The organism is Filimonas lacunae (assembly GCF_002355595.1).
GTDB lineage: Bacteria > Bacteroidota > Bacteroidia > Chitinophagales > Chitinophagaceae > Filimonas > Filimonas lacunae.
The window spans coordinates 15,625-37,958 of the sequence record NZ_AP017422.1 but is presented as its reverse complement, the minus strand read 5'-3'; the positions used below and the strand labels follow the sequence as shown (position 1 = coordinate 37,958).

General features: G+C 46.4%; 3 protein-coding genes. All 3 read right to left on the bottom strand.

Going from position 1 to position 22,334, the window contains the following annotated elements; all coding sequences use genetic code 11:
- Positions 1 to 9 precede the first annotated feature (9 nt).
- Positions 10 to 4,089: a PKD domain-containing protein gene (locus FLA_RS00065; RefSeq protein ID WP_076379572.1), complete on the bottom strand. Its 4,080-nt coding sequence runs from the start codon at positions 4,087 to 4,089 to the stop codon at positions 10 to 12.
- The gene (locus FLA_RS00060; RefSeq protein ID WP_076379573.1) at positions 4,086 to 13,079 is read right to left on the bottom strand and encodes a T9SS type B sorting domain-containing protein; all 8,994 of its coding nucleotides are present in this window, start codon (positions 13,077 to 13,079) and stop codon (positions 4,086 to 4,088) included. The genes FLA_RS00065 and FLA_RS00060 overlap by 4 nt, the downstream gene beginning before the upstream one ends.
- Before the next feature lie 202 nt (positions 13,080 to 13,281).
- Complete coding sequence (locus FLA_RS00055; RefSeq protein ID WP_076379574.1) at positions 13,282 to 22,242, bottom strand: T9SS type B sorting domain-containing protein; 8,961 nt, start codon at positions 22,240 to 22,242, stop codon at positions 13,282 to 13,284.
- Positions 22,243 to 22,334: the final 92 nt, after the last annotated feature.

Sequence of the window (22,334 nt, the reverse complement as noted above, 5' to 3'; positions counted from 1 at the left end):
GTGGTTAGTTTATAGTATAGTAAGAGAACCCGTTTTTTTACCGCTACCATTTTTCAGGTCTATCACATAATAGTAAGTGCCTACCGGCAACCTTTCTCCTTTTACCAAACCATTCCAGGGTGTACCATATCCCGTAGTAGCATACAACAACTGTCCATACCGGTTGAATATACTTACCGTACAATGTGGATACGATGCCAGGTTTTTAATATCCCATACATCATTGATACCATCACCATTAGGCGTAAACACATTAGGAATGATCACGGGCCGCAACACCTTTACGGTAAGACTATCCTCCGCTGTACATCCCCCTTCCATACCGGTAGCTGTTAACACAAAGCTGACATCATCTGTGACCAGGTAAGAAGGCCTTAATAAAGTAGCATTGTTTAACAAAGCAGCAGGTTGCCATTGAAAACTTACCCGCACCGAATCGTTCACTACCGGACTAAACGTAACCGTTGTACCTTCATTCACTTCAAAAGAAGGCCCCGCATCTATTACCGGCTGGCGGTATACCGTAAGCGTTTGACTTACCACATCCGACACACAGCCCGCCGCGCTGGTTACTTTCAGCTGCACTACATAATGCCCGGTATCGTTGTATTTTTTAACAGCATTGGCCAGGCTGCTACTGGTATTATCACCAAACAACCAGCTCCATTTACTAACCGTGCTGTTTTCCGCGGTACTGATGCTGGTAAAGCGTACACTACGTCCCTGGCAGAATGCCTGTTCTGATACAGTAAATGCAGCCACCGGCTTATTGTAAAAAGCAGCAAACTGTTTGCCCGTGCTATCCGAACACCCATAAGCAGAAGTAACTTTTAACCCCACTGCATAATCGCCGGCCGCAGTATAAATATGTGCAGGATTAGCCACCGTTGCACTGCTGCCATCATCGCCAAAATACCAGGCATAGGTTAAGGCAGACTGATCGGCCACGGCTGACTGATTGGTAAACTGCGCCTGTCCTTCGGGCATACATACCGCACCAGGCAATGCAAAAGCAGCTACCGGCAGAGGTTGTATATGCACCTTTAACGAAGTATCATCTGCACACCCCTTATCACTCTGCACCTGCAACAACACGGTATATTCACCGGCAGTGGCATATATTTTATCAAAAGCATTTCCGTTAGTGAAAGCCTGTTGCGCACCATCTCCCATAGCCCAGTTCCAGGCAGTAATACTTCCCGAAGCTATAGCGGAAGCATCTGTAATAGTAGTAGCTGCGTTCGCACACACACGATCTGTGATATAAAAGGAAGCTACCGGCCCGGGATATATTTCAATAGAAGATGCTACCGAATCTACACAGCCCAGTTTAGTAGTGAAGATATACTGTACAGTATGCACACCCGCTCCGGCCAGTGAAGGCGACAACCTGCCACTGGCATCAATCCCTGCCCCTTTATAATACCCTGTTCCTTCTACCCCATTGGTTACCGAAGCCATAGCCACCGAAACGGTACCCGGCGCATTTTCACACACTGCGGGCAATACCGGGAAAAAGAAAACAGGTTTTACATTAAACGTAGCAACGATAACAGAATCAGCTACACAACCGCCTGCTGTAGTAGCTTTATAATACACATTGTACGAACCATAGGTAGTGTACACATGGGAAGGAGCTGCTAACACAGAAGTATTAGGATTAGCGGCAGTAGCGCCGGCATCCCCAAAATTCCACTCATGCTGCGCCAGTGATTGCCCATCAGACACCGTGGTATTATTAACAAAAGTAACCACCCCATCTGCAGGCAAACATCCTTCCGGATAGCGGATAGCTATCACCGGTGAAGCCTGCACCATAATAACCTGTGTAGCCGTATCGGTAACACAGGCATCACTCGCTTTGCCTGCCACCTTAATGGTATAGGTACCTGCTTTATCAAACGTAATTGGCCCCGGTTCAGCAATAACAAGTACAGTATCGTTGCCAAAATTCCAATACCAGTTTTTAATAACAATAGTACTTGCCTGCGCTGTTGCGGTAGCCTGCACAGTACCATGTTCGCAAATAGTGTTTTTATCCACTGCCAGCGATATTTCGGGCCGCTGATAAATAACAAAGCTGGCTGTAGTATCTGCCACACAACCTTCTGTTGACACCACCTGCAATTGCACCTGGTGCGCTCCGGCAGTAGCAAACGTTTTTGCGGTTACGATAGTATCGGCCGTAGCACCGTCCGCAAACGTCCATTTCCATCGCTTTAATTGAAACCCATTGTAGGTGGTATCTGCCCCTTTAAAAGTAACCGGATCGGCCACACAACCACTATGCGCTATCAGCAAAGGCGTATAAGGTGGTTCGCGCACTTCCACTGAAACAATGATCTCTTCCGTAAAAATGCAGTTATCGATCAACGGATCGGTACGCAGCACCGGGATATCAACAGTACCGGCGTTAGCAAAAGTATACACACCCGGTAAAGCATATTTGTAATAGGTAACATTGTTTATGATAACCGTACCCACCGGCACGGGATTATCCTGCGCTACATCTGTAGCCGGACTCATTCCACTTACCTTGCTTAATAACCACTCCAGCCGCGTAGGTTTATTAGCCATTAACACCGCCAGCTCTACCGGCGTTTTTTTGCAGGTAAAGGAATGCTGCACCGCTGTATCGGCCACATTATGCACCGCTATCACCGCATTCAGGTTATTAATGCGTGTGCCTGCATTATAACCATAGCTTTCGGCAAAACCTAAACCATAGGTAATAGCCGTAAAAGCAGAATCGCTTTGCACAATACATTGCGCGCGGGCAGAAGGCCAGCGCTTTATTACCACTGTATAATCAGGATTCTGCGGATGCGGATAGCTATAGGTATAACTATTCACACCATCTATAGTAAGAGAAGAAACTCCTTTCTTAGGAATGATCAAGGTGAGATAATTCACTTCTATCGACTCCTGGTTATTCCGGTAAAAACCAATACGTTTAATGCCCTGCTCAATAGGGCTGAGATAAATCATCTCCGGATCGCCCTTTCCACTTACCAGGCAAGGGCCACCTGACATATACTGCGCCAGCAACACAGGTTTATCGGCTTCAATATAATCGGCCGTAGTACTTTCAAAAGAATAGCTTTTACTCGCTGCATCGTAATTGGTCAATTGCTTGCCATTTCTTTTTACAATAGTTGCGGCATCACGCACCACCACCTTGTACATATTAATCATAAACGCGCTGGCGGTAACCGAAGTAGAAGTGGGCGCCGTAAAATAACGCCTGCCCCATGCTTCGTAAGGAAAACATTGCTGCATATCATTATCGCCGCCATCAGACCCCCGGGAACAAGGATTATAAGTACGGCTGCTACCGGAGAAAAAAGCCACCGGGTAACACTTTCCCTCCGAATTGGCAATAGAACGCACAGTAGTGCCTGTTAGCTCATACCCATAATCGCCTGTTAAATGGGCAGCTACTACCTGGTATATATCCCCCTTATTCAATGTTCGCTCAAAAGCTACATTAGCTGCATGTCCATCGCGCGTAGGCACAGTAGGCGTAATAGACACTACGGTGTTATCGTGCTGCGCCACTATATAGGCAAAGGAAAAACAATTGTCTTTATACACCTGCGTACTATTCAATGCCGTATACGTATAACCCCATGTTTCTACCGGCATTAACATCGTAGCTCCCGAACTCACCTGCCCGTAAATATGCGCATAGGCTACTATAGGCACATCACTTTCAATATGAATAGATACATGAAAAAGCCCATCGCCACCATTACCACCGAAGGTGGGGTCCAGATCGTACAAACGACAATCGTAACTGCCCCCATCCTTGGGTATTTTATCAGAAACGATCACCGTGTTGGGCGACACACGATACACCTTTACCAGGGTGGCCGTGCGCCCGCGTATGGTAACCGTTACATTAGCCGAGTCTTCTGCACTTAAATACAATACCATCTCCTGTCCATTACTCTGCCCCATTTCCATAAACTGATGCAAACCATATCCTACCCAAAACTCCTTTCCCTTATTGGAAAGCCCCTGCCCTGTGGCCTTTACAGCCACTACACACAAGCATACACCGGTTATGTATTGTAACCACATTTTCATCGCACAAGATTTATAGCGCCTTTTTTGGTTTGTGTTGAACCATCTGTCAGCACCACCTGGCACACATACATATAAACACCCGAAGGCTGTGGCTTACCTTTCCAGTAACCATCCCAACCCTGGGCCTGATCTCTTGTTTCAAACACTTTTTCACCCCATTGATTAAACACGGCAAACGTCAACTCCTTCACGCCAAAGCCATAGATCTTTATTACATCATTCAACCCATCACCGTTAGGAGAAAAAGCATTCGGTATAAATATTTTGTCCGGCAGCGTAGTGGCGGTTTTCTTTTCAGACACTGTCACCTCACACACCGCATTGCCCTTGGCACGCACCAGCAGGCTAACCTCCTGGCTGGCACGCAAACCGGTTACCACATGCGTTAAACCGTCTGTGCCGGAAGAAGGTATTATCCAGGTAGTGCCGCCATCCAGCGACACTTCGTAGGTTACAGCGCCTGTTACCGGCGTCCAGCTGAACACCACCATATTCACCCCCACAGTATCTACCGTTACCATAGGCGGTAACAGATCGGCAAACACGGCAGCCGTCACTTTTTTACGCGGTGATGCACAATCATTTTTCACCGCTTCTACATACACATCTGTAGTACCTGCCAGATTATTGATAGTGTACGATACAGCAGCCACCAATGGAGTACCACCTGTTTCAACATCGTACCAGTTATATACAATACCGGTTTCCGCGCTATTCAGTGTTAATGTAACAGCAGCGCCTTTACAAGCCCACACCGTATCTGCTATTGCCAATGTTGCGAAAGGCAATGCCGCTACTTCTTTAGCAGTATCTGCCATACAACCATAAGCATCAATAACAGTAAGCTTTACCTGGTAAGTACCAGCATCGGTATATTGCCAGGTGGTATCTTTTGAATAACCGGATTGGTTATCGCCAAAACTCCATAACCATTTTTGAATCGCCGATCCATCGCCAGCTGCCCCACTACCCTCCAACTGCACCACATCATTTAAACAACCGGAATAAGTAGCTGTAAAATCTACAACAGGTGCCTCAATTACCGTAATCGTCAACAACTGATGAATAGAATGATCGCAGCTTTCAATAGCTGCACTGGTATAAGTAACCGGTAGTTGGTAAACGCCTGTTTGTGCAAAGGAGAATTCTTTAGACACCGTATAGAGATAATAAGCCTGCCCGTTGACAATAACCGTATCGGAAGCCACCGGCATCACCTGCACACTATCCACTGTTACACCCAGCTGCGGCAATTGACTAAAATGCCACACAATGGTTTCAGGTTGCAAAGGAGCTACTACGGTAAAGCGGAACGTTGTGCCCACACAGGCATATTTGCTGTTGGTGCCGGAAGAATCGTATTTGTTGACAATACCCGGCCAGGCCGACAGGTTACGCACCAAAGTGCCCGCATTATAGCCATAGCTTTCGTTAGGCCCTTCGCCATAGGTAACTGCTGTAAAGGCAGAATCACTGCTTACACTTACCGATGCTTTCGCTGCATTCCAGCGCTGCACCACTACGGTATAACCAGATAAGTTAGGATGAGGATAAGAATAACTGAATGTGTTGCTGCCATCTATCAGCAACGAGTTCACGCCTTTATCCGGAATAGTAAGCAACAGGTAATTGGCCTTCACATTTTCCACGGTATTACGATAGAAAGAAACACGGTGAATACCCTGCTCAATCGGACTCACATACACCATTTCCGGATCGCCCATCAGCTGCCCGGGTTCGCAGGCTTCATCAGAAAGCATATACTGCGCCACCATCACCGCCTTATCCGATTCTATATAATCACTGGTATTGCTAAAGAATTCGTAATAGCTGTTGTTCAACAGGCTTGTTAACACTACCCCATTACGCTTTACCAGTGTGGCCGGGTCTTTTACCAGCACACGACACATATGCTGCATAGGCGAGGTAAATGCTTCCTCTTTAGGCACAGCAACGGTAAGATATCGTTTGCCCCATGCCTGCATAGGGAAGTTTTGCTGTATAATATTATCACTGGCACCACTGATAGAATAATCGCAGCTGATAAATGTGCGGCTGTTGCCGGAAAACACGGCTATAGGATAACATTTACCATCCACATTGGTAATGGATTTTATTTTACTACCCGTTACTTCATACCCCTGGTAATTATCCCCACCCGTTAAATCGCCCATCACCTGGTACACTTCTCCTTTATTCAACATCACCACAAACGGCTGGCGCGCCACCTTACCACCTACAGTAGCACAGGAAGGCGTTATTTCCACAGCGGTGTTATCGTGACTGGCTACAACTGTAAACCAGGAGTAACTGCCCGGGTCGGCACTGTATTGAGGAGCAGTAAGGGCATAGTACTCATAACCATAAGTGCCCTCGGGCAATAACATGGTAGCGCCGGAAGAGGTGAATGAATAAATATGCGCATAAGCCACAATAGGCACATTACTCTCAATGCTAATACCCCTGCTATATTTACCCTCCCACAATAGCCGTGCATCATCCAGCCCTGTTTTAGGAATAGCATCACTACTGATAGCCGTATTGGCCGGCACATCGTATTCTTTTGTCCAGTTAGTACCATTCACATGCACAGTTACATGTGCCGCCTGTGTGGCACTGAAATACAGCACCATTTCCTGTGAGTTATCTCCGTAAGTAGAGAAATTAGAATTATGTCCATAAGCTACCCAGAAACGCGTTCCCGCATTGGAACTGTCTGTAGCCAGGTATTGATCGGGATTTTCTTTAATGGAAGTATCAGCAATACCCGTAAAGCGGGCCAGGTAATGCAGCGTATCGCTAAGGATACTGTTTTTACCTGTAAACACTTTACTCTTGCCATCCACACCCCAGGCACCTGTATCATCAGTTTTACCTAAACGCACTTTTTGCTCTGCGTTAATATTATACAACCAGGGATCGATATAAAACTGCTCTACCTGGTAATCACTTACACTACCCGTAACTTCCGCATCTGTATAAAAATACATTTGCGGAGTAGCAGCAGCTAAAGATGGCGGTAACACCCCGCTATACCTTCTCATTTTTACTAACGACGGCACACTGCTACCCCAATGAATAACAGCTACCGTATCAGATCCCATGGTAAACACCTGAGCAGCATCTGCTACAGGTGCAGCCGGGTTAGCCGTAGCTACCACCGGAACCATTACAGGCATAAACTCATACGCCCCCAGGTCGGGCACCCCTTCCTGTAACGTTACTGGTCGGGCATTGCCATTAAAATCATCCACATTGCCCTGCAACTGAATACCACGGCCATGCATAGCCCATACAGCAGAATCGTTAAGGGCAGGCAGCAAGGTGGTTTCATCCGCAAAAGCGGGTTTATATACAATAGAATGCTCGTCTCTTTTAGATACTGCCACCCAATCGGGCAAAGTAACCGCATCGCCATTGTCACCAATACCAATGCCGGTTCCGGTAGAATACAGCATATTATAATCGCTGCTTACGCTCTGATTTTGCGACAGGTACAACGCACGGCCACCACCCAGCTGGGCAAAGATGTTGTTATAGATCATGGACGTTCCATACGCATCATAATCAGACATAAACATACCGGCGTAATTGCTATAGCCTGCCAAAGATTTATTTAACACCGAATTATTATAATAACGGCCACCTGAATTTTCATCATAAATGCCATAGGTGGATGCATAGTTGCCGGAAGAAGCGATGCTGACAACATTGTTACGCACATAGCTTAACTCTGTAGAAGCCACCTCTACACCTCGTATGCTACCGGCATTACCCGTTAATCCCTCTATGCGGTTGCCGGTAATATAACCAGCTGAATTATCACTGCTGCGGTTATTAGACACGCTAATGCCATACACATCGCCACTGGCATTTTTCAGCAACACTGTATTACCTTTTACCTGGTAACCCGAATCGCAAAAACGTAACTGAATGCCATATGCACTTTCAAACAAACCGGCAGTTTGTTCTACCAGGTTACGGTTGATTACAGGCGTATGCGCATAGGTGCCATACAAACCATACCGCTTAGCACCCATGATATGATTACTATCTAACACCGTAGTGTTGATCCAGGAAAAATCTGATCCGTTCAGATAAATGCCCGCAGAACCATTTTGAATAGTATTGCCTTTGATCACGTTATTGCTGCCTACTGCATTATCCAGCAATACCACCGCTGTATTTAAAGAAAAATAATTAGCAGCGGGTGCGGTTAACACACAGTTTACCAGGCTATCGGCAGAAGCCGTGTTGGTAATCATAGCCACCGTACCCAGTCCGAAAGTGCTATTCGCCTGCAGGCTGATATTGGAAAAAGTAGTGTAAGAAGCGCTATCCAGCTTTACTACATAGTTATCATCAGGAGAAGTGGCGCTACTGTTAAGTACTACAGAAGACGCAACACCATTTTCGGCACGGAAGGTAATTCTGCTGGTATCGGAAGAGCCATATACATAATGCATTTTCACATTTTCGGTGTAGGTGCCGGCTTTTACCAGGAAGGTAACAGCACCACCTATACCACATTCCATAGCAGCCACAGCCGCATTAAAGGAGGGATAATTACCCGAGCCATCCGTAGCAATAGTATACACCCCGCCCGGTAAAGGATCGTTTAAAGTAACCGCAACTGCAGCCGAATACACCGTATCGCCACCACAAGCCACCGCGCAACGGTACCAGTTGCTGTGCATTACCTGCATAGCAACTGCTGGCAGGTATTGCAGCTTGCCCGCATTTACCCAGCCGGTAGCACCATCCTTACTTTGCTGCCATTGATATGTTTGTGTACCTCCTGCCGAATTACCCTGTATATCCAAAGCAATAGTGCTTCCCATACAAATACCAGAAGCCGGAACAGCCGTAGCAACACCCGCCACCGGGGGCGCTGTACACAGCGGAAGCGTAAATTCATAAGCGCCCATATCGGGAGTTACAGCACTTCTGCTTACGCCCACAACATCAGTTGCTACCTGCACATAATGCCCTGTGTTATCCATAGGCATAACAGCAGGTTTCAGATTGCCGGTAGCCGGCGCAGTATATACGGGATCGATATTAGCAGAATGCGCATCCTGCGATACACCGGCTTGCCAGCCGGCCAGCGTGGCATAACTACCCACACCATCTATATCACCAATATTATTGGTACCGTCTGCACCCGCTACATAATAATCGTTATAATCAAACCTGGCATCCTGTAAGGGACTGTAAGAAAATACAGCCGCCTTCCTACCCTTACCACCACGGGTAACAGTAACAATGTTATTCTGCACATCCACCCCTGTGATAGTACCCATAGCATACAGGCCGTAGGCATTGGTAGGTGCCGTATTCAATACATGATCGAACGATATGGTATTATGATAACATTTTACATTCCCCGTGTTGATAAAAGCAATACCATATAAATTGCCACTACCATTGAAGTTGTACAACAGGTTGTTACTTACCAGCCCTTCCTGGCCGGCATCAAAGGCCGCCAGTATAAGCCCAATACCAAACACCTCCCCATTACTACCGGTGTTACCACCAAACGGATTGTATATCCGGTTGCCGTTAACCACCAGCTTATTCGCTTTTTCCAGCACCTGTATGCCCTGAAACTCATAGTTAACATCGGAACGAACAGGACGCGAAATGCTGTTATGGTCTACTATTGCCCCCACCGTGTTTTGCAGGTAAATACCACGCGCGTAAAAATCCTGCACCTGGTTATTAATAAACTGGTTACCCGCAACAGGATTATCCATATTGCTTACTACAGAAATACCCGTATAACCTCCTTTAATGGTATTATTCTCAAACACATTACCATCACACAAAGACGCACCGGTTGCCGTAGCATCATCATTCGTAGCATTGATCACCACACCATTAAACTCAGACCACCACAGCTCCATAGGTATATCTACCGTACACTTACGAAACAAGTTACTATCTGCATTATTCAACAATTGAATACCATAACCATACATACCACTATTATTCGGCTGTATGATAAGACTGTCTACAATAACATGATCGGTACCATTCAGTTTGAGAATAGCCTTCTCTTCTGTGTTGGTAGCACCATAAGTAAGCGTATTACCATTGCCATTAAAAGTAAGCAGGTTGCTGACAGAAGTGCCCGGTACCTCGCCCAGGATCAACTGTTCGTTATACACACTATTTACACTTACCACATCTACCACTACACTACCTTGTATGCCACAAGCCAATGCAGATGCCGCCTGCGTAAAGCTGTTAAAATCAACAGTACCGACCGCAGCCGTATTACTTAACGTATAATTACCCGCAGGCAAACTATTTTTAGTAACCACCCTTACCGGGTTGGTATAAGCATAAGACGCGCCACAACCTACCTGTACCCGGTAATAGGAAGTAGCTGATGGCCTGATAACCGTATCCGCACTGTTTAACGCAGCACCCAGGTTTACAAAAGCATCAGCAAGAGACGCTGCATATTGCCATTGGTAGGTTTGCCCTGAGCCATTGGAATAACCAGACAGCCCCATGCCCACCTGCGCATTCACACAAACGGTATCGCTGGCCGGCTTTACCGCACCCGCGGTGGGCGGTGCGATACAAGGTGGTGGTGTATATTCATACACACCTACATCTGGCGTGGTGGTGCTTCTGAACACACCATCGATATCCGCAGGCACCAGCGAAGAATACTCACCCCTGTTATCCACTGCTGCATTCAGCGGCTTTAGATTACCGGCAAGAATATCTTCATAAGAGGGATTCAGCGAAAAAGATTCCGCATCGCCACCTGTAGCGGTTTGCCAATCTTTCAGCGTATTGCTGTAATTGCCATTGACAAAGCCCGTATTGATTTTACCCCCTATGCTATTGGGTATATAATAGTTGTTTCTATTGGCAGTAACTTTTGATACATCACCCTGTATCTCTATACAGGCTTTATTACCCGGCCCTGTGCGGGTTACGGTAACCATATTATTTTTCAACACAATATCCGGCTCGCCGGCATCTATATAAAAGCCACGCATTACGGGCACAGAAAACGAAGCGCTACCATCACCATCTAATGAAATAGCGTTGTGCGCATACAGCAGGTTACCCGAGCCCATGTTATAAATACCGTAAGCGGTGCCCGCCTCACCCAGGTTATATATTTTATTATTACTTACCAGGTTATTCAATCCCGCCAGCGTGTTTACCGAATACAGGTAAATACCATACAAACTGCCGGAGTAATCGATTGTAGCTCCACCCATATGCGTAATCACATTCGCATCTATCACCATTTTACTGCTCAACCCCGAAGCATAGATACCCGCCATTTCGTAAGAATTGAAGGGATTATTTTCACGGGTAAACCGGTTATTGGCAATGAGGGTAGCATAGGTATAAGAAATATACATGCCATACTGGTAAAACTCACGTATGGTGTTGCCCGTAATACTGTTGCGCATATTGGCCAGATCGGAATTACTTATGACAGCAATGCCTGTATATCCGCCCGTGATAATATTATTACGGATAGAATTGCTATCGCAACCGGAAGTATTACTACCCATGAAAGAATAAGAAGAACCATTGATCATAATACCCACATAACTATCCATACCCGAAGTGGAATCTACCGTAATAACACAATTACTAATAGTATTGGAGTCGGCGTTATTCATCAGATGCACCGCCCATCCATACTGCCCCCAGGCTTGTCCGGTAGCAGTGATGCGCAAATTATTGAACCGGATATGACTGGCCCCATTCAACTCAATCACCGCACGCTGCCCACCATCCGTGGCCAGGTACTCGATCAACTGGCCGTTACCATTAAAAGTAACCGTATTGGAGGCGGAAGCACCCGGAACCGACTGCATCAACAGTTGTTCATTATAAGATCCGCTTACAGAAGTAACATTGAACACCACATTACCATTAATGCCACACTTAATAAAATTATAGGCATCGTTAAACGACTGGAAATTACCCCCACCTGTTGCCTGGTCTTTATTAATAGTATAGATGCCCGACACTGCCGGAGGGGTAACCACCTCAACAGGCGTTGAAGTAGCAGATGCACCCGATACACCGCAGGTAGCTAACACCCGGTAAGAGGTGGTAACACTTTGGGAAGTAGTGACCCCGAACCCACCGGAAGCCGTCATATTATTCCAGTTAACACCATTGACAGACGATTGCCATTGATAGGTAATGTTATCCGCTATAGTAGCGCCACTCAATGTAAGGTCAAAGGGAGCAGTGCCACAGGTAGTAGTTACAGAAGCAGTTACAGCACCTGCTACCGGCGTTCCGGCACACACTACTGCAGGCGACCAGCCAAATGTAATATCCGGACGGGTGTTTAAATCGCCTGTAGTGCCGGTTTCAGCAGTACCACACAAACTACCGCTGTTTTGCGCCAGGGTGGTATGACATGCATAAAACGGCAAATTGGTTGTCCACGTTACACTTGGGTTTACGGTAGAGTAATCGGTAGGCGATTTATTATCATCTATTCCGTTACAGATTTCAATGATAAGGTTGTCGCGACCATTCCATAAAAAAGGAGTGGAGAATACAAATGTGTTGATACCCAGAACAGCTTTGTAATCAACAGGGCCATATACCTGGTTAGCAACAGTTTCCCATGAATATATATCTAATGTTCCTACAGTAGAACCGCCTATTTTAATAGACAAACCTTCCATAGGCGCAAAAGTGCCGGGCAAAATACCCCCGGTTACTTTGTAAGAGATAGATTTAATAAAGCCTGAATCCATACCGGCCGCCTTTAACTCAGAAGCCAGGTACAAAAACTGCATGCGGCTACTCTCAAAATAATCCTGCAACGGGCAGGGATAATCCGTTTCGCCATTAGCACCATTAGCAGCGCCCACCGGAATAGTAATCTGGGCGCGGGATACGGAGAAAGAAAAACAGGAAACCAATAGCAGCAGAAACAACCTTCTGCCGGCAACAGAAATAAAAACCTTTCTCAAAGCAGTCATTTGGTTTGGTTTAACAGAATGCACACAATAGCCGTCACACACAAAGGCATCAAAACAAATATTAAAATATTAATTAAGAATGCTTATCACATTTCAGAAAATCATTAGCACATTTAAGCAGGCAACAACCAGATACTATCCATAAAGAAGCCTGCTCCGGCAAAGTGTTCCGGAACAGGCTTTTACAAAGCATAGTTGTTTTTTATCGCACCAGGTTTACCGATCCTTTTTTAGTAATGGTATTACCATTGGTTAAAACAGCTCTGCACACATACATATACACACCCGAAGGTTGTGGCTTACCATTCACCAATCCATCCCACCCTTGTGCAACATCATGTGTTTCAAATACTTTCTGCCCCCACTGGTTGAATATAGCCAGGTGTAATTCTTTCACCGCCATGCTATATACTTTTATCACATCATTTAATCCATCACCATTGGGACTAAAGGCATTGGGAATAAACACTTCATCTGTGCTGGTAGTAGCAGATGCTTTTTCGGACAAGGCATCCTGGCAAGCTTTCCAGCCCTTGGCTTTTACCATCAGGGTTATTTCCTGGAACGGACGAAGTGCGGTTACTATATGCACCAGCCCCATAGTACCGGAAGAAGGTTCTATCCAGGTTGCACCTCCATCTATAGACACTTCATAACCAATCGCATCGGACACCTCCGTCCAGCTAAACCGCACCGAATTGGCCGTAATAGAATCTACGCTCACCACGGGTGCGGGCAGAGACGACAGCAGCATTATCACGCCCTCTTTACGCGGAGACGCACAACCATCCTGCAAGGCCTCTACATAATATACACTATCAGCTGTAACCGGGTTAACGGTATAAGCAGTGCCGCTCAGCAATACTGTTCCTCCCGACTCTTCCCGGTACCAACTGTATACTGCAGATGCATCCGGGCTGGCTACTGCCAACGAAGCAGACTCCCCTTCACAAACCTTTACGGTATCGGCCACCAGCACAATAGCCGCGTAAGGCTTCACTACCAATGACTTCACTGTATCAGCCATACAACCTGCGCCATCAATAACACGCAACGCTACCTGGTAAGTACCAGAATCGGCATACTGCTTAGTGGTTTGTTGTGTGTAAGCGAAAGTGCTATCACCCAAACTCCATTTCCAGTTAGCTACCGCCACTCCATCACCTGCCACTGCCGAGCCATCCAGTTGCGCCACATCACTCAGACAACCGGAATAATTGATCGCAAAATCTACCTTCGGTTTCTCTTTCACATTTACCGCTATCACCGCATCGGCTGTGTTATCGCAGCTTTCAATTTCAATATTGGCAAAGGTTACCGGTATATAGCTGTTACCCGGCTGCGTAACCGTAAACTGCTGATTTACCGTATAGCGATAATAAGTACGACCACTGATAACCACGGAATCTATTGCCATAGGATTCACCTGCACACTATCGGCATTGGGCACCAGGTCGGGCGCTTTGCTGAAATACCAGTTAATTTGCGAAGGCTTCACCGGTATCAGCACATTGACACGAAACGGTGTACCCGGGCAAGCGTAAGCACTATTATTGCCACTGGAATCATACGCGTTTACAATACCTGCTATAGCATTCAGGTTACGCACCAGTGTACCGGCATTGTATCCGTAACTTTCAAATACACCCAAACCATAGGTAACCGCTGTAAATGGCACATCGCTGCTTACACTGGCCTGCGCCTGTGCAGCCCCCCACACCTTCACCACTACAGTATAACCCGGCACGTTAGGATGCGGATAAGAATAATCAAAGGCAGAAGAGCCATCTATTTGCAAGGAGCTGACACCATTATCCGGTATAATGAGTACGAGATCATTAACAGTAATGCTTTGCTCTGTGTTGCGCAGGAAATTCACCTGCGTAATGCCCTGCTCTATCGGGCTCAGGTATACCAGTTCCGGATCGCCTGCCCCTACAGAAGGAATGCCACAGGCCCCGGTGGAAAGCATATACTGCGCCACCAGCACCGGCTTATCTGCTTCAATATAATCAGCCCCATCTGTAGTAAACTCATAATAACTTTTCACGCGACCGGTAAGCACGGCACCATTTCTTTTCACCACCGTGTTGGTATCCTTCACAGCCACCCTGTACAAAGCTGTCATAGGCAAAGTATAATCCTGCGGGTTAGGCACCGGTGCCGTCAGATACCTTTTACCCCATGCCTGTGAAGGAAAGTTCTGCTGCAATATATTATCGGCACTACCACTACCATCATCACAGGTAACTGCTGTGCGGCTATTGCCCGTGAACATGGCTATAGGGTAACAATGACCGGAAGCATTGGGCAAAGAGCGGGCTTTACTACCTGTTACATCATAGCCCTGGTTAGCCCTTCCACCCTGGAACGCGCCCATCACCTGGTACACTTCACCCTTATTCAGCATCACTACAAAAGGCGTATTGGCCGCAGCGCCACCCGTGGTAGCACAAGAAGGGGTAATTTCTACCATAGTGCTATCGTGATTGGCTATTACATAAAACCACGAATAACAATCTGCCCCGTTGAATTTATTTTGAGTACCCAGCGCATAATATTCATACCCATAGGTACCTGTAGGTAACAACATGGTAGCACCGGAAGATTGTTCGGAATAAATATGTGCATAGGCCACAATCGGCTTTGCACTTTCTATACTAATGCCCCTGTCGCTTTTACCTTCAGCAGTGAGCCTTGCATCTACCGTACCACTCTTAGGCATTTCATCACTGGTAATAACCGTGTTGGCAGGTATATGGTATTGCTTAGCCCAGGGGGTACCATTCACACGCACTACTACATCTGTTTCTTCTTTGGCACTCAGGTACAACACCATAGACTGGCTGTTGACCATACCCACCTCGTCCGTTGCCTTGAAATAATAGTTATGTCCATACCCCACCCAGAAATGCGTACCTGCATTGGAACTATCCGGCACCACTGCCACCGGATCGGCCACCGCACGCACCGTGCTATCATACAAGCCCGTGAACCGGCCCAGGTAATCAGTATTGTTACGGGTAATGGTATTCTTATCTGCATTTACAACGCTGGCCGTATCCACCATCCATGTTCCGGCGGCATTGGTTCTGCCAAAACGGATCATCGGTTCTGCTTCAATAAAACCGCGCCAGCTATCCAAATAATGCTGGGTAGCAAGGAATCCAGTGGCACCCGCCCCTACCACTTCTGCATCTGTATAATAGTACATATACTTTGCAGTAGCAGGTAACGAAGGGGGCTTCTCGCCGGAGTAGCGTCTTACCTTTAACAGCTGTGGCGCAGTATTACCCCAGGTGATAGTATATACCGTATCGGACCCCAGCATAAATGCCTGTGTAGTATTAGGTGCCGGAGCAGCCGGTATAGCAGTAGCCACTATAGGCACTACAGCAGGTGTAAACTCATAGGCCCCAAGGTCGGGCACACCACTCTGTAAAGTAACAGGACGTGCCTGGTTATTTCTATCTACATTACTTTCGGCCAGCTGCACACCACGCCCATTCATTACCCACACAGCAGAATCGTTTATTGCCGGCTGTAATGTAGAATCATCAGTAAATGCAGGTTTATACCAGATAGAAGAATAATCTTCCATCACAGCCGCCGTCCATTCAGGCAAGGTATTATAAGCAGCGCTGCCTATTTTACACACAGCTGCACCACCCGAATAATACATATTATAATCTGCCCCAAAAGAGCCTTCATTAGATACAAACATGGCCACACCACCATTCTGGTGTGCTATAATATTGTTTTTGAAAACAGGTACCCCCTGCTCAATAGGATAACCGGAAACACATACCGCATAATTGTCATCATCGGCAGATGCCTGGGTTTGAACAGCGTTATTATAATAACTAAAGGCGGAAGAGTTATCCAGTATACCATAAGAACGGAAACCGGAGGTAGCAATACTAATAACGTTATTACGCACCAGCGCACGTTTACTGCCTTCTATGTCTATGCCTGTTATACTGCCTGAGTTATCCTGCAATGCCCATATGCGGTTATTATCTATCTGTCCCTTGATACCGGAAGTGCCACAATAACTCAGATAGAAGCCAGTAGCCTGTCCCGCTGCATCATGCATACGAACAATATTTTCCTTCAACTGGTACACACTATCGCAAAACTGCATATAAACACCATATACCTGGTCAAACCCGCCACAGGTAAGCGAGAAGGCATTGCGTGTTACCAGCAGGCTGTTAGCCCAATTGGCATACACTCCATACATATAGGGATGCACAATGGTATTGCTATCAATGCTAATACCTCCCGCCTGTGTAGTATAAGATCCATTTACATAAATGCCCGTAGCGCCATTCGTGATCGTGTTTCCTTTCAGCACTATATTTCTACCCGATACATCATTGATGTACACTACATTCAAATCATCAGTATAATAAAAAGGAGCAACACCGGTAAGCTGACAATTTACAATGCTATCGAAAGAGGCGTTGCTTTTGATATCCACTACCCTGCCATACGACGCATCATCTGCCGATTTAATCACCAGTTTACTCCAGGTAACATAAGATGCACTATCCAGCTGCAACACATAGTTGTTGTTATAATCAGCCTGTGCAGTAAGTATTACCGACCCCACGGTGTTATCTTCCGGCTGGAAAGTAATTCTGCTGGTATCCGATGCACCGTACACCTGGTGCATGCGCACCTGCTCTTCGTAAGTGCCTGCTTTTACCAGGAAGGTAACCGCTCCCTCAATACCACAATCCATTGCCGCTACCGCTTCGGTGAAGGAAGCAAAGTTGCCCGTTCCGTTTTTATCAATTGTATATACCCCGGCAGCCAGGCCACCATTCAGCTGTAGCTGCGTAGTAGTAGAATATGCCGTATTAGTGCCACAGGTTACTACACAACGGTAATAAGCACTGCGAATAGCTCCCATTTTCATTTCGTGGTACAGCAATGCCGTATCAACATTTGTCCAGTTATCGATACCGGAAACACTTTGCTGCCACTGATAGGTTTGTCCTGCACCTGTGCTGTTACCATTCAGCGTTAAATCTATTTCCGTTCCCTTACAAATGCCGGACGCCGGGAAAACAGTAGCTGTACCTGCTACGGGTGGAGCTGTACAGGCATCCATGGTAAACTCGTAAGCGCCCACATCCGGCAAGCTCACATTACGCGCCACGCCTTCTATATCCTGTGCCACATTCACCACTGCACCTGCATTGTTTAAAGCCGCTACCGTAGGCTTGTACATGCCAACAGCCGCACCGGCAAACACCGGGTTCACTGCCAGCCCATGCGCATCAAAACCCGTAGCCTGCTGCCAATTGGCCAGTGTAGCCTGACTACCGTTATAACTACCCGTATAATTATTACCACCGGCACTATTGATATAATAGTTGTTATTATCAGCCTGGATAGTGGTAATATCTGATGCATTGACTGTTATACCGGTTTTATTGCCCGTTCCGCCCTGCGTGATATAGACAATGTTGTTTTTTACTTCATTACCTTCTGCATTTCCATCCAGGTATATACCGTAAGAAGATGCGGAGCCTGCATAGGCAACTTTATCAAAGCTGACAGTGTTATGGAACAGATGCACATATGGCGCATCGTAAGTGCGGATGCCATATAAATCGCCACTCCCAGTGATATTATACAACAGGTTGTTGGTTACCTGCAACGGCTTGCCAGCCTGTATGGTAAGACCATTGATGCTAATACCCGTAAACTCCCCCGTAGAAGAAGGTGCCGCACCAAAAGGATTGTAAATACTATTACCATTCACCACCACATTGTCAGCACCCGCAAAAACGGTAATACCCGTAAAGCTATATACATCTTTTTTCCCCGGCCGGGTAATTTTATTATTACTCACCACGGTGCCTGCTGTATTGCTCACCGCAATACCATAGGTATCAAAATTCTGCACCAGGTTATTTACAAAGCGGTTGTTCTGCACATATCTACCCTCTGCCCCTGACACCTGCACACAGGTATATCCACCGGATATAGTATTCTCTGCAAACAGGTTGCCATCACTTGGCAACACTTCATCCCCCTCTACATTAATAACAGCCGCCACATAACCATACCCTCCATCCAAAGGCACGCTCAAAGCACATTTACGGAAAGTGTTGCTATCTGCCTTATTGGTTACCTGCACCGCATAACCACCATAACCACTTAACTGCGCAGCAATTACCAGGCTGTCGAATACCACATGATCGGCACCATTTAACTTAATAACCGCCTGTTCATTACTATTGATGGCACTCCAGGTAATAACGTTACCATTACCATTGAAAGTAACGGTAGCATCGGCCGCTGCACCCGGCAAGGTATCCAGCGTGAACTGTTCGTTATACGGACCAGAACCAGCAATTACCGTAATCACCACATCATCCTGTATACCACACACCATAGCCGCTTTTGCTTCCTGGAAACTGGCAAAGTCTACTGTGCCGGCAGGCGCCAGTTGGCTAAGCGTATAGGTACCACCGGCCAGTGGTTGCTTTACCTGCAGCAGCACCTCCTGCGAGCTGCCCTGGTTACCGCTACAGGTAACCACTACCCGGTAGTAAGTACTTATTGAAGGTGCATATATAGTAGTGTCGGGCATGTTTAATACATTGCCCAGGTTGATATATGGCCCGGCTGCATTGGCAGCGGTTTGCCACTGAAAGGTTTGACCTGCACCAATAGAAAACCCTTTGGAGGTTAAAGCAATCAGTGTACCTGCACACACATTGTCTTTACTAATAGTAGCCACACCTGCTACCGGAGGAGCAGTACACGCCGGTGGCGTATATTCATAGGCTCCCGGATCGGGCGTAGTAGTACTTCTGTTGAGCCCTTCTATATCTACAGGCACCAGGCTAACATATACCCCTTTGTTATCAATAGCTGAATTCACAGGCCGTAGATTTCCTGTTTCTATATCCACAAAATAAGGAGGAGCATTTAAAGAAGCAGCATCCTGAGAACTGGCGGCCTGCCAGGCTGCAAGGCTGATTATATTGCTATTGAGATACCCCAGTGCCGCCTTACCTTCTGCTATAGCGATATAATAATCATTATTATCAGCGGTTAAACCCGACACGCCATCTTCTGCATAGATAGCATGTTTGCTGCCAATGCCCGCACGCGTTACCGTGATGATATTATTCTTAAACATAACCCCTGCCGATCCGCTGCCATACTGAAAACCACGCAGGCGCGTATTTTCAGTAGCATTAACCCCGCTACCATCCAGCGAAACAGTGTTATGATAATAAGCCAGCCAGGTAGAACCTCCGTTAACAATACCGCTTACATTCACCGCTTCACCCAGGCTATATATCTTATTATTACTTACCAGGTTGTCTAAACCACTGAAAGCAGCCACATTGCTCAACGCAATACCTGTAACAGCATTGACCACCGGCATATTATCGGACACTAAATGTGTAATAGTATTAGCATTGATCACACAACGCGTGCTAATATCACTGCCCTGTATACCCACTGCACTATAGCTGCTGTTTTCGCGGTTATAACGCACTATCGTATTTTTTTCAATACTGGCCAGAGAGTTATAATAGAAATAAACACCGTAAGCATAAAATTCAGCAACGGTGTTTTGCAATACCTGGTTGCCTACATTGGCTTTATCTGTTCCTCCACTAATAACCACACCGGCATATCCGCCCCTGATGTTATTGTTGCTGATGATATTACTGTCGCAATAAGCAGCTGCCTGCGCCATTAGTTCGCTGGAATTATTGATCACCACACCGGCATAGGATTCATCGGTGGAAGTTGAATCTGTTAAAATAATACAGTTATTGATAGTATTATGATCGGCATTATTCAGCATATGCACCCCATAGCCATACCCGTTATCACCCGTTGCAGCAATAACCAGGTTATTAAAACGAACATAATCAGCACCATTCAACTGTATAACCCCGCGCGAGTTTTCAGCTCCGGCCCAGGTAAGCGTTTCGCCATTACCATTAAACGTAATAGTGTTTACCGCCGAAGTACCAAACACCTCGTCCATTACCAGTTGCTCGTTATAAGGACCACTGCCTGACGTTACCGTAAATGCAACAGGGCCATTGATACCACATTTTATATAATTCCAGGCATCGGCAAAAGAAGGAAAATTAGTAGCAGAAGCAGGTGCATTTTTATTAATGGTAAACGCAGTACCTGACACTAACGCCGGTGAACCTATCTGCACGGATTGAGAATAAGCAAAAGCCCCGGAAGTGGAGCAGCTTACCTTGGCGCGATAATAAGAAAGAGCGCTTTGCGTAGTAGTGTAATTAAAACTGGTAGCACCGGGAATATCAGTAAAAGTGCTGTTATTGGCAGATACCTGCCACTGAAAGCTGATATTGCTCACCACAGGCGTGTTTTGCAAATACAGCTGGAAAGATTTTCCCGCACACACATCTGTTACCGCCGCCACTGCATTACCTGCAACCGGCGTGCCGCTACAAGCAGTAAGCGGTTGCCATACAAAAGAGATATTAGGCCGGGTAGTTTGATCGCCAATATTATCCCATCCGGCTTTGCCACACAAACTGCCCATTTCAGGATCAGTAAACGTGTGGGACGCTTTATAAGACAAACCCTTTGTCCACGGAATTTCGGCATTAGCGGTAGTAACCCTGCCAGCCGATTGCGAACTTCCGTTACATATTTCCACAATAATGTTATCCACCCCATTCCACACAAACGGCGTAGTGAACATGAGCGTGTTTTTACCTAATACCGGCAAATAGTCTACAGGGCCATATACCTCGGTAAGCCCCGGCTCAAAATCCGTATCGCCTAAGTCAGTAATAGCAGTAGTGCCTATTTTCACGCGCATTTGCTCTACGGCAAACCGCGTGCGGCTACTGGAAGCCAGGCGTACTACATCAAATACAATCGCATTCACTGTTCCGGCATCCATGCCCATTTGCCGGAGTTCGGCAGCCGGATACAAAAACTGCATACGTGCCCCGTAGTCGTTATCCTGCAAAGGGCAGGGATACTCCCGGTTGCCGTTTCCGGCAACACCGGTGCCGATAGTAGTAGTTATTTGCGCTTCAGTAGCAGAAAGAAAGCATAGAAGAATACATAGCATTAGCATTACACCTCTACCGAAGGTAGTGGCGTTCCTTTTCTCAAAAGCAGTCATGTCATTTGGTTTACATCAATGAATACACACTCATTATCCAAACACGAAGTCCGCCACAAAAGTTATTATATAATTTTATTAATTATATCACA

What these genes read in the sequence shown, in the direction of transcription:
- FLA_RS00065 (WP_076379572.1), bottom strand. Translation starts at nt 4,089, where the DNA reads ATGAAAATGTGGTTACAATACATAACCGGTGTATGCTTGTGTGTAGTG.
- FLA_RS00055 (WP_076379574.1), bottom strand. Translation starts at nt 22,242, where the DNA reads ATGACTGCTTTTGAGAAAAGGAACGCCACTACCTTCGGTAGAGGTGTA.
- FLA_RS00060 (WP_076379573.1), bottom strand. Translation starts at nt 13,079, where the DNA reads ATGACTGCTTTGAGAAAGGTTTTTATTTCTGTTGCCGGCAGAAGGTTG.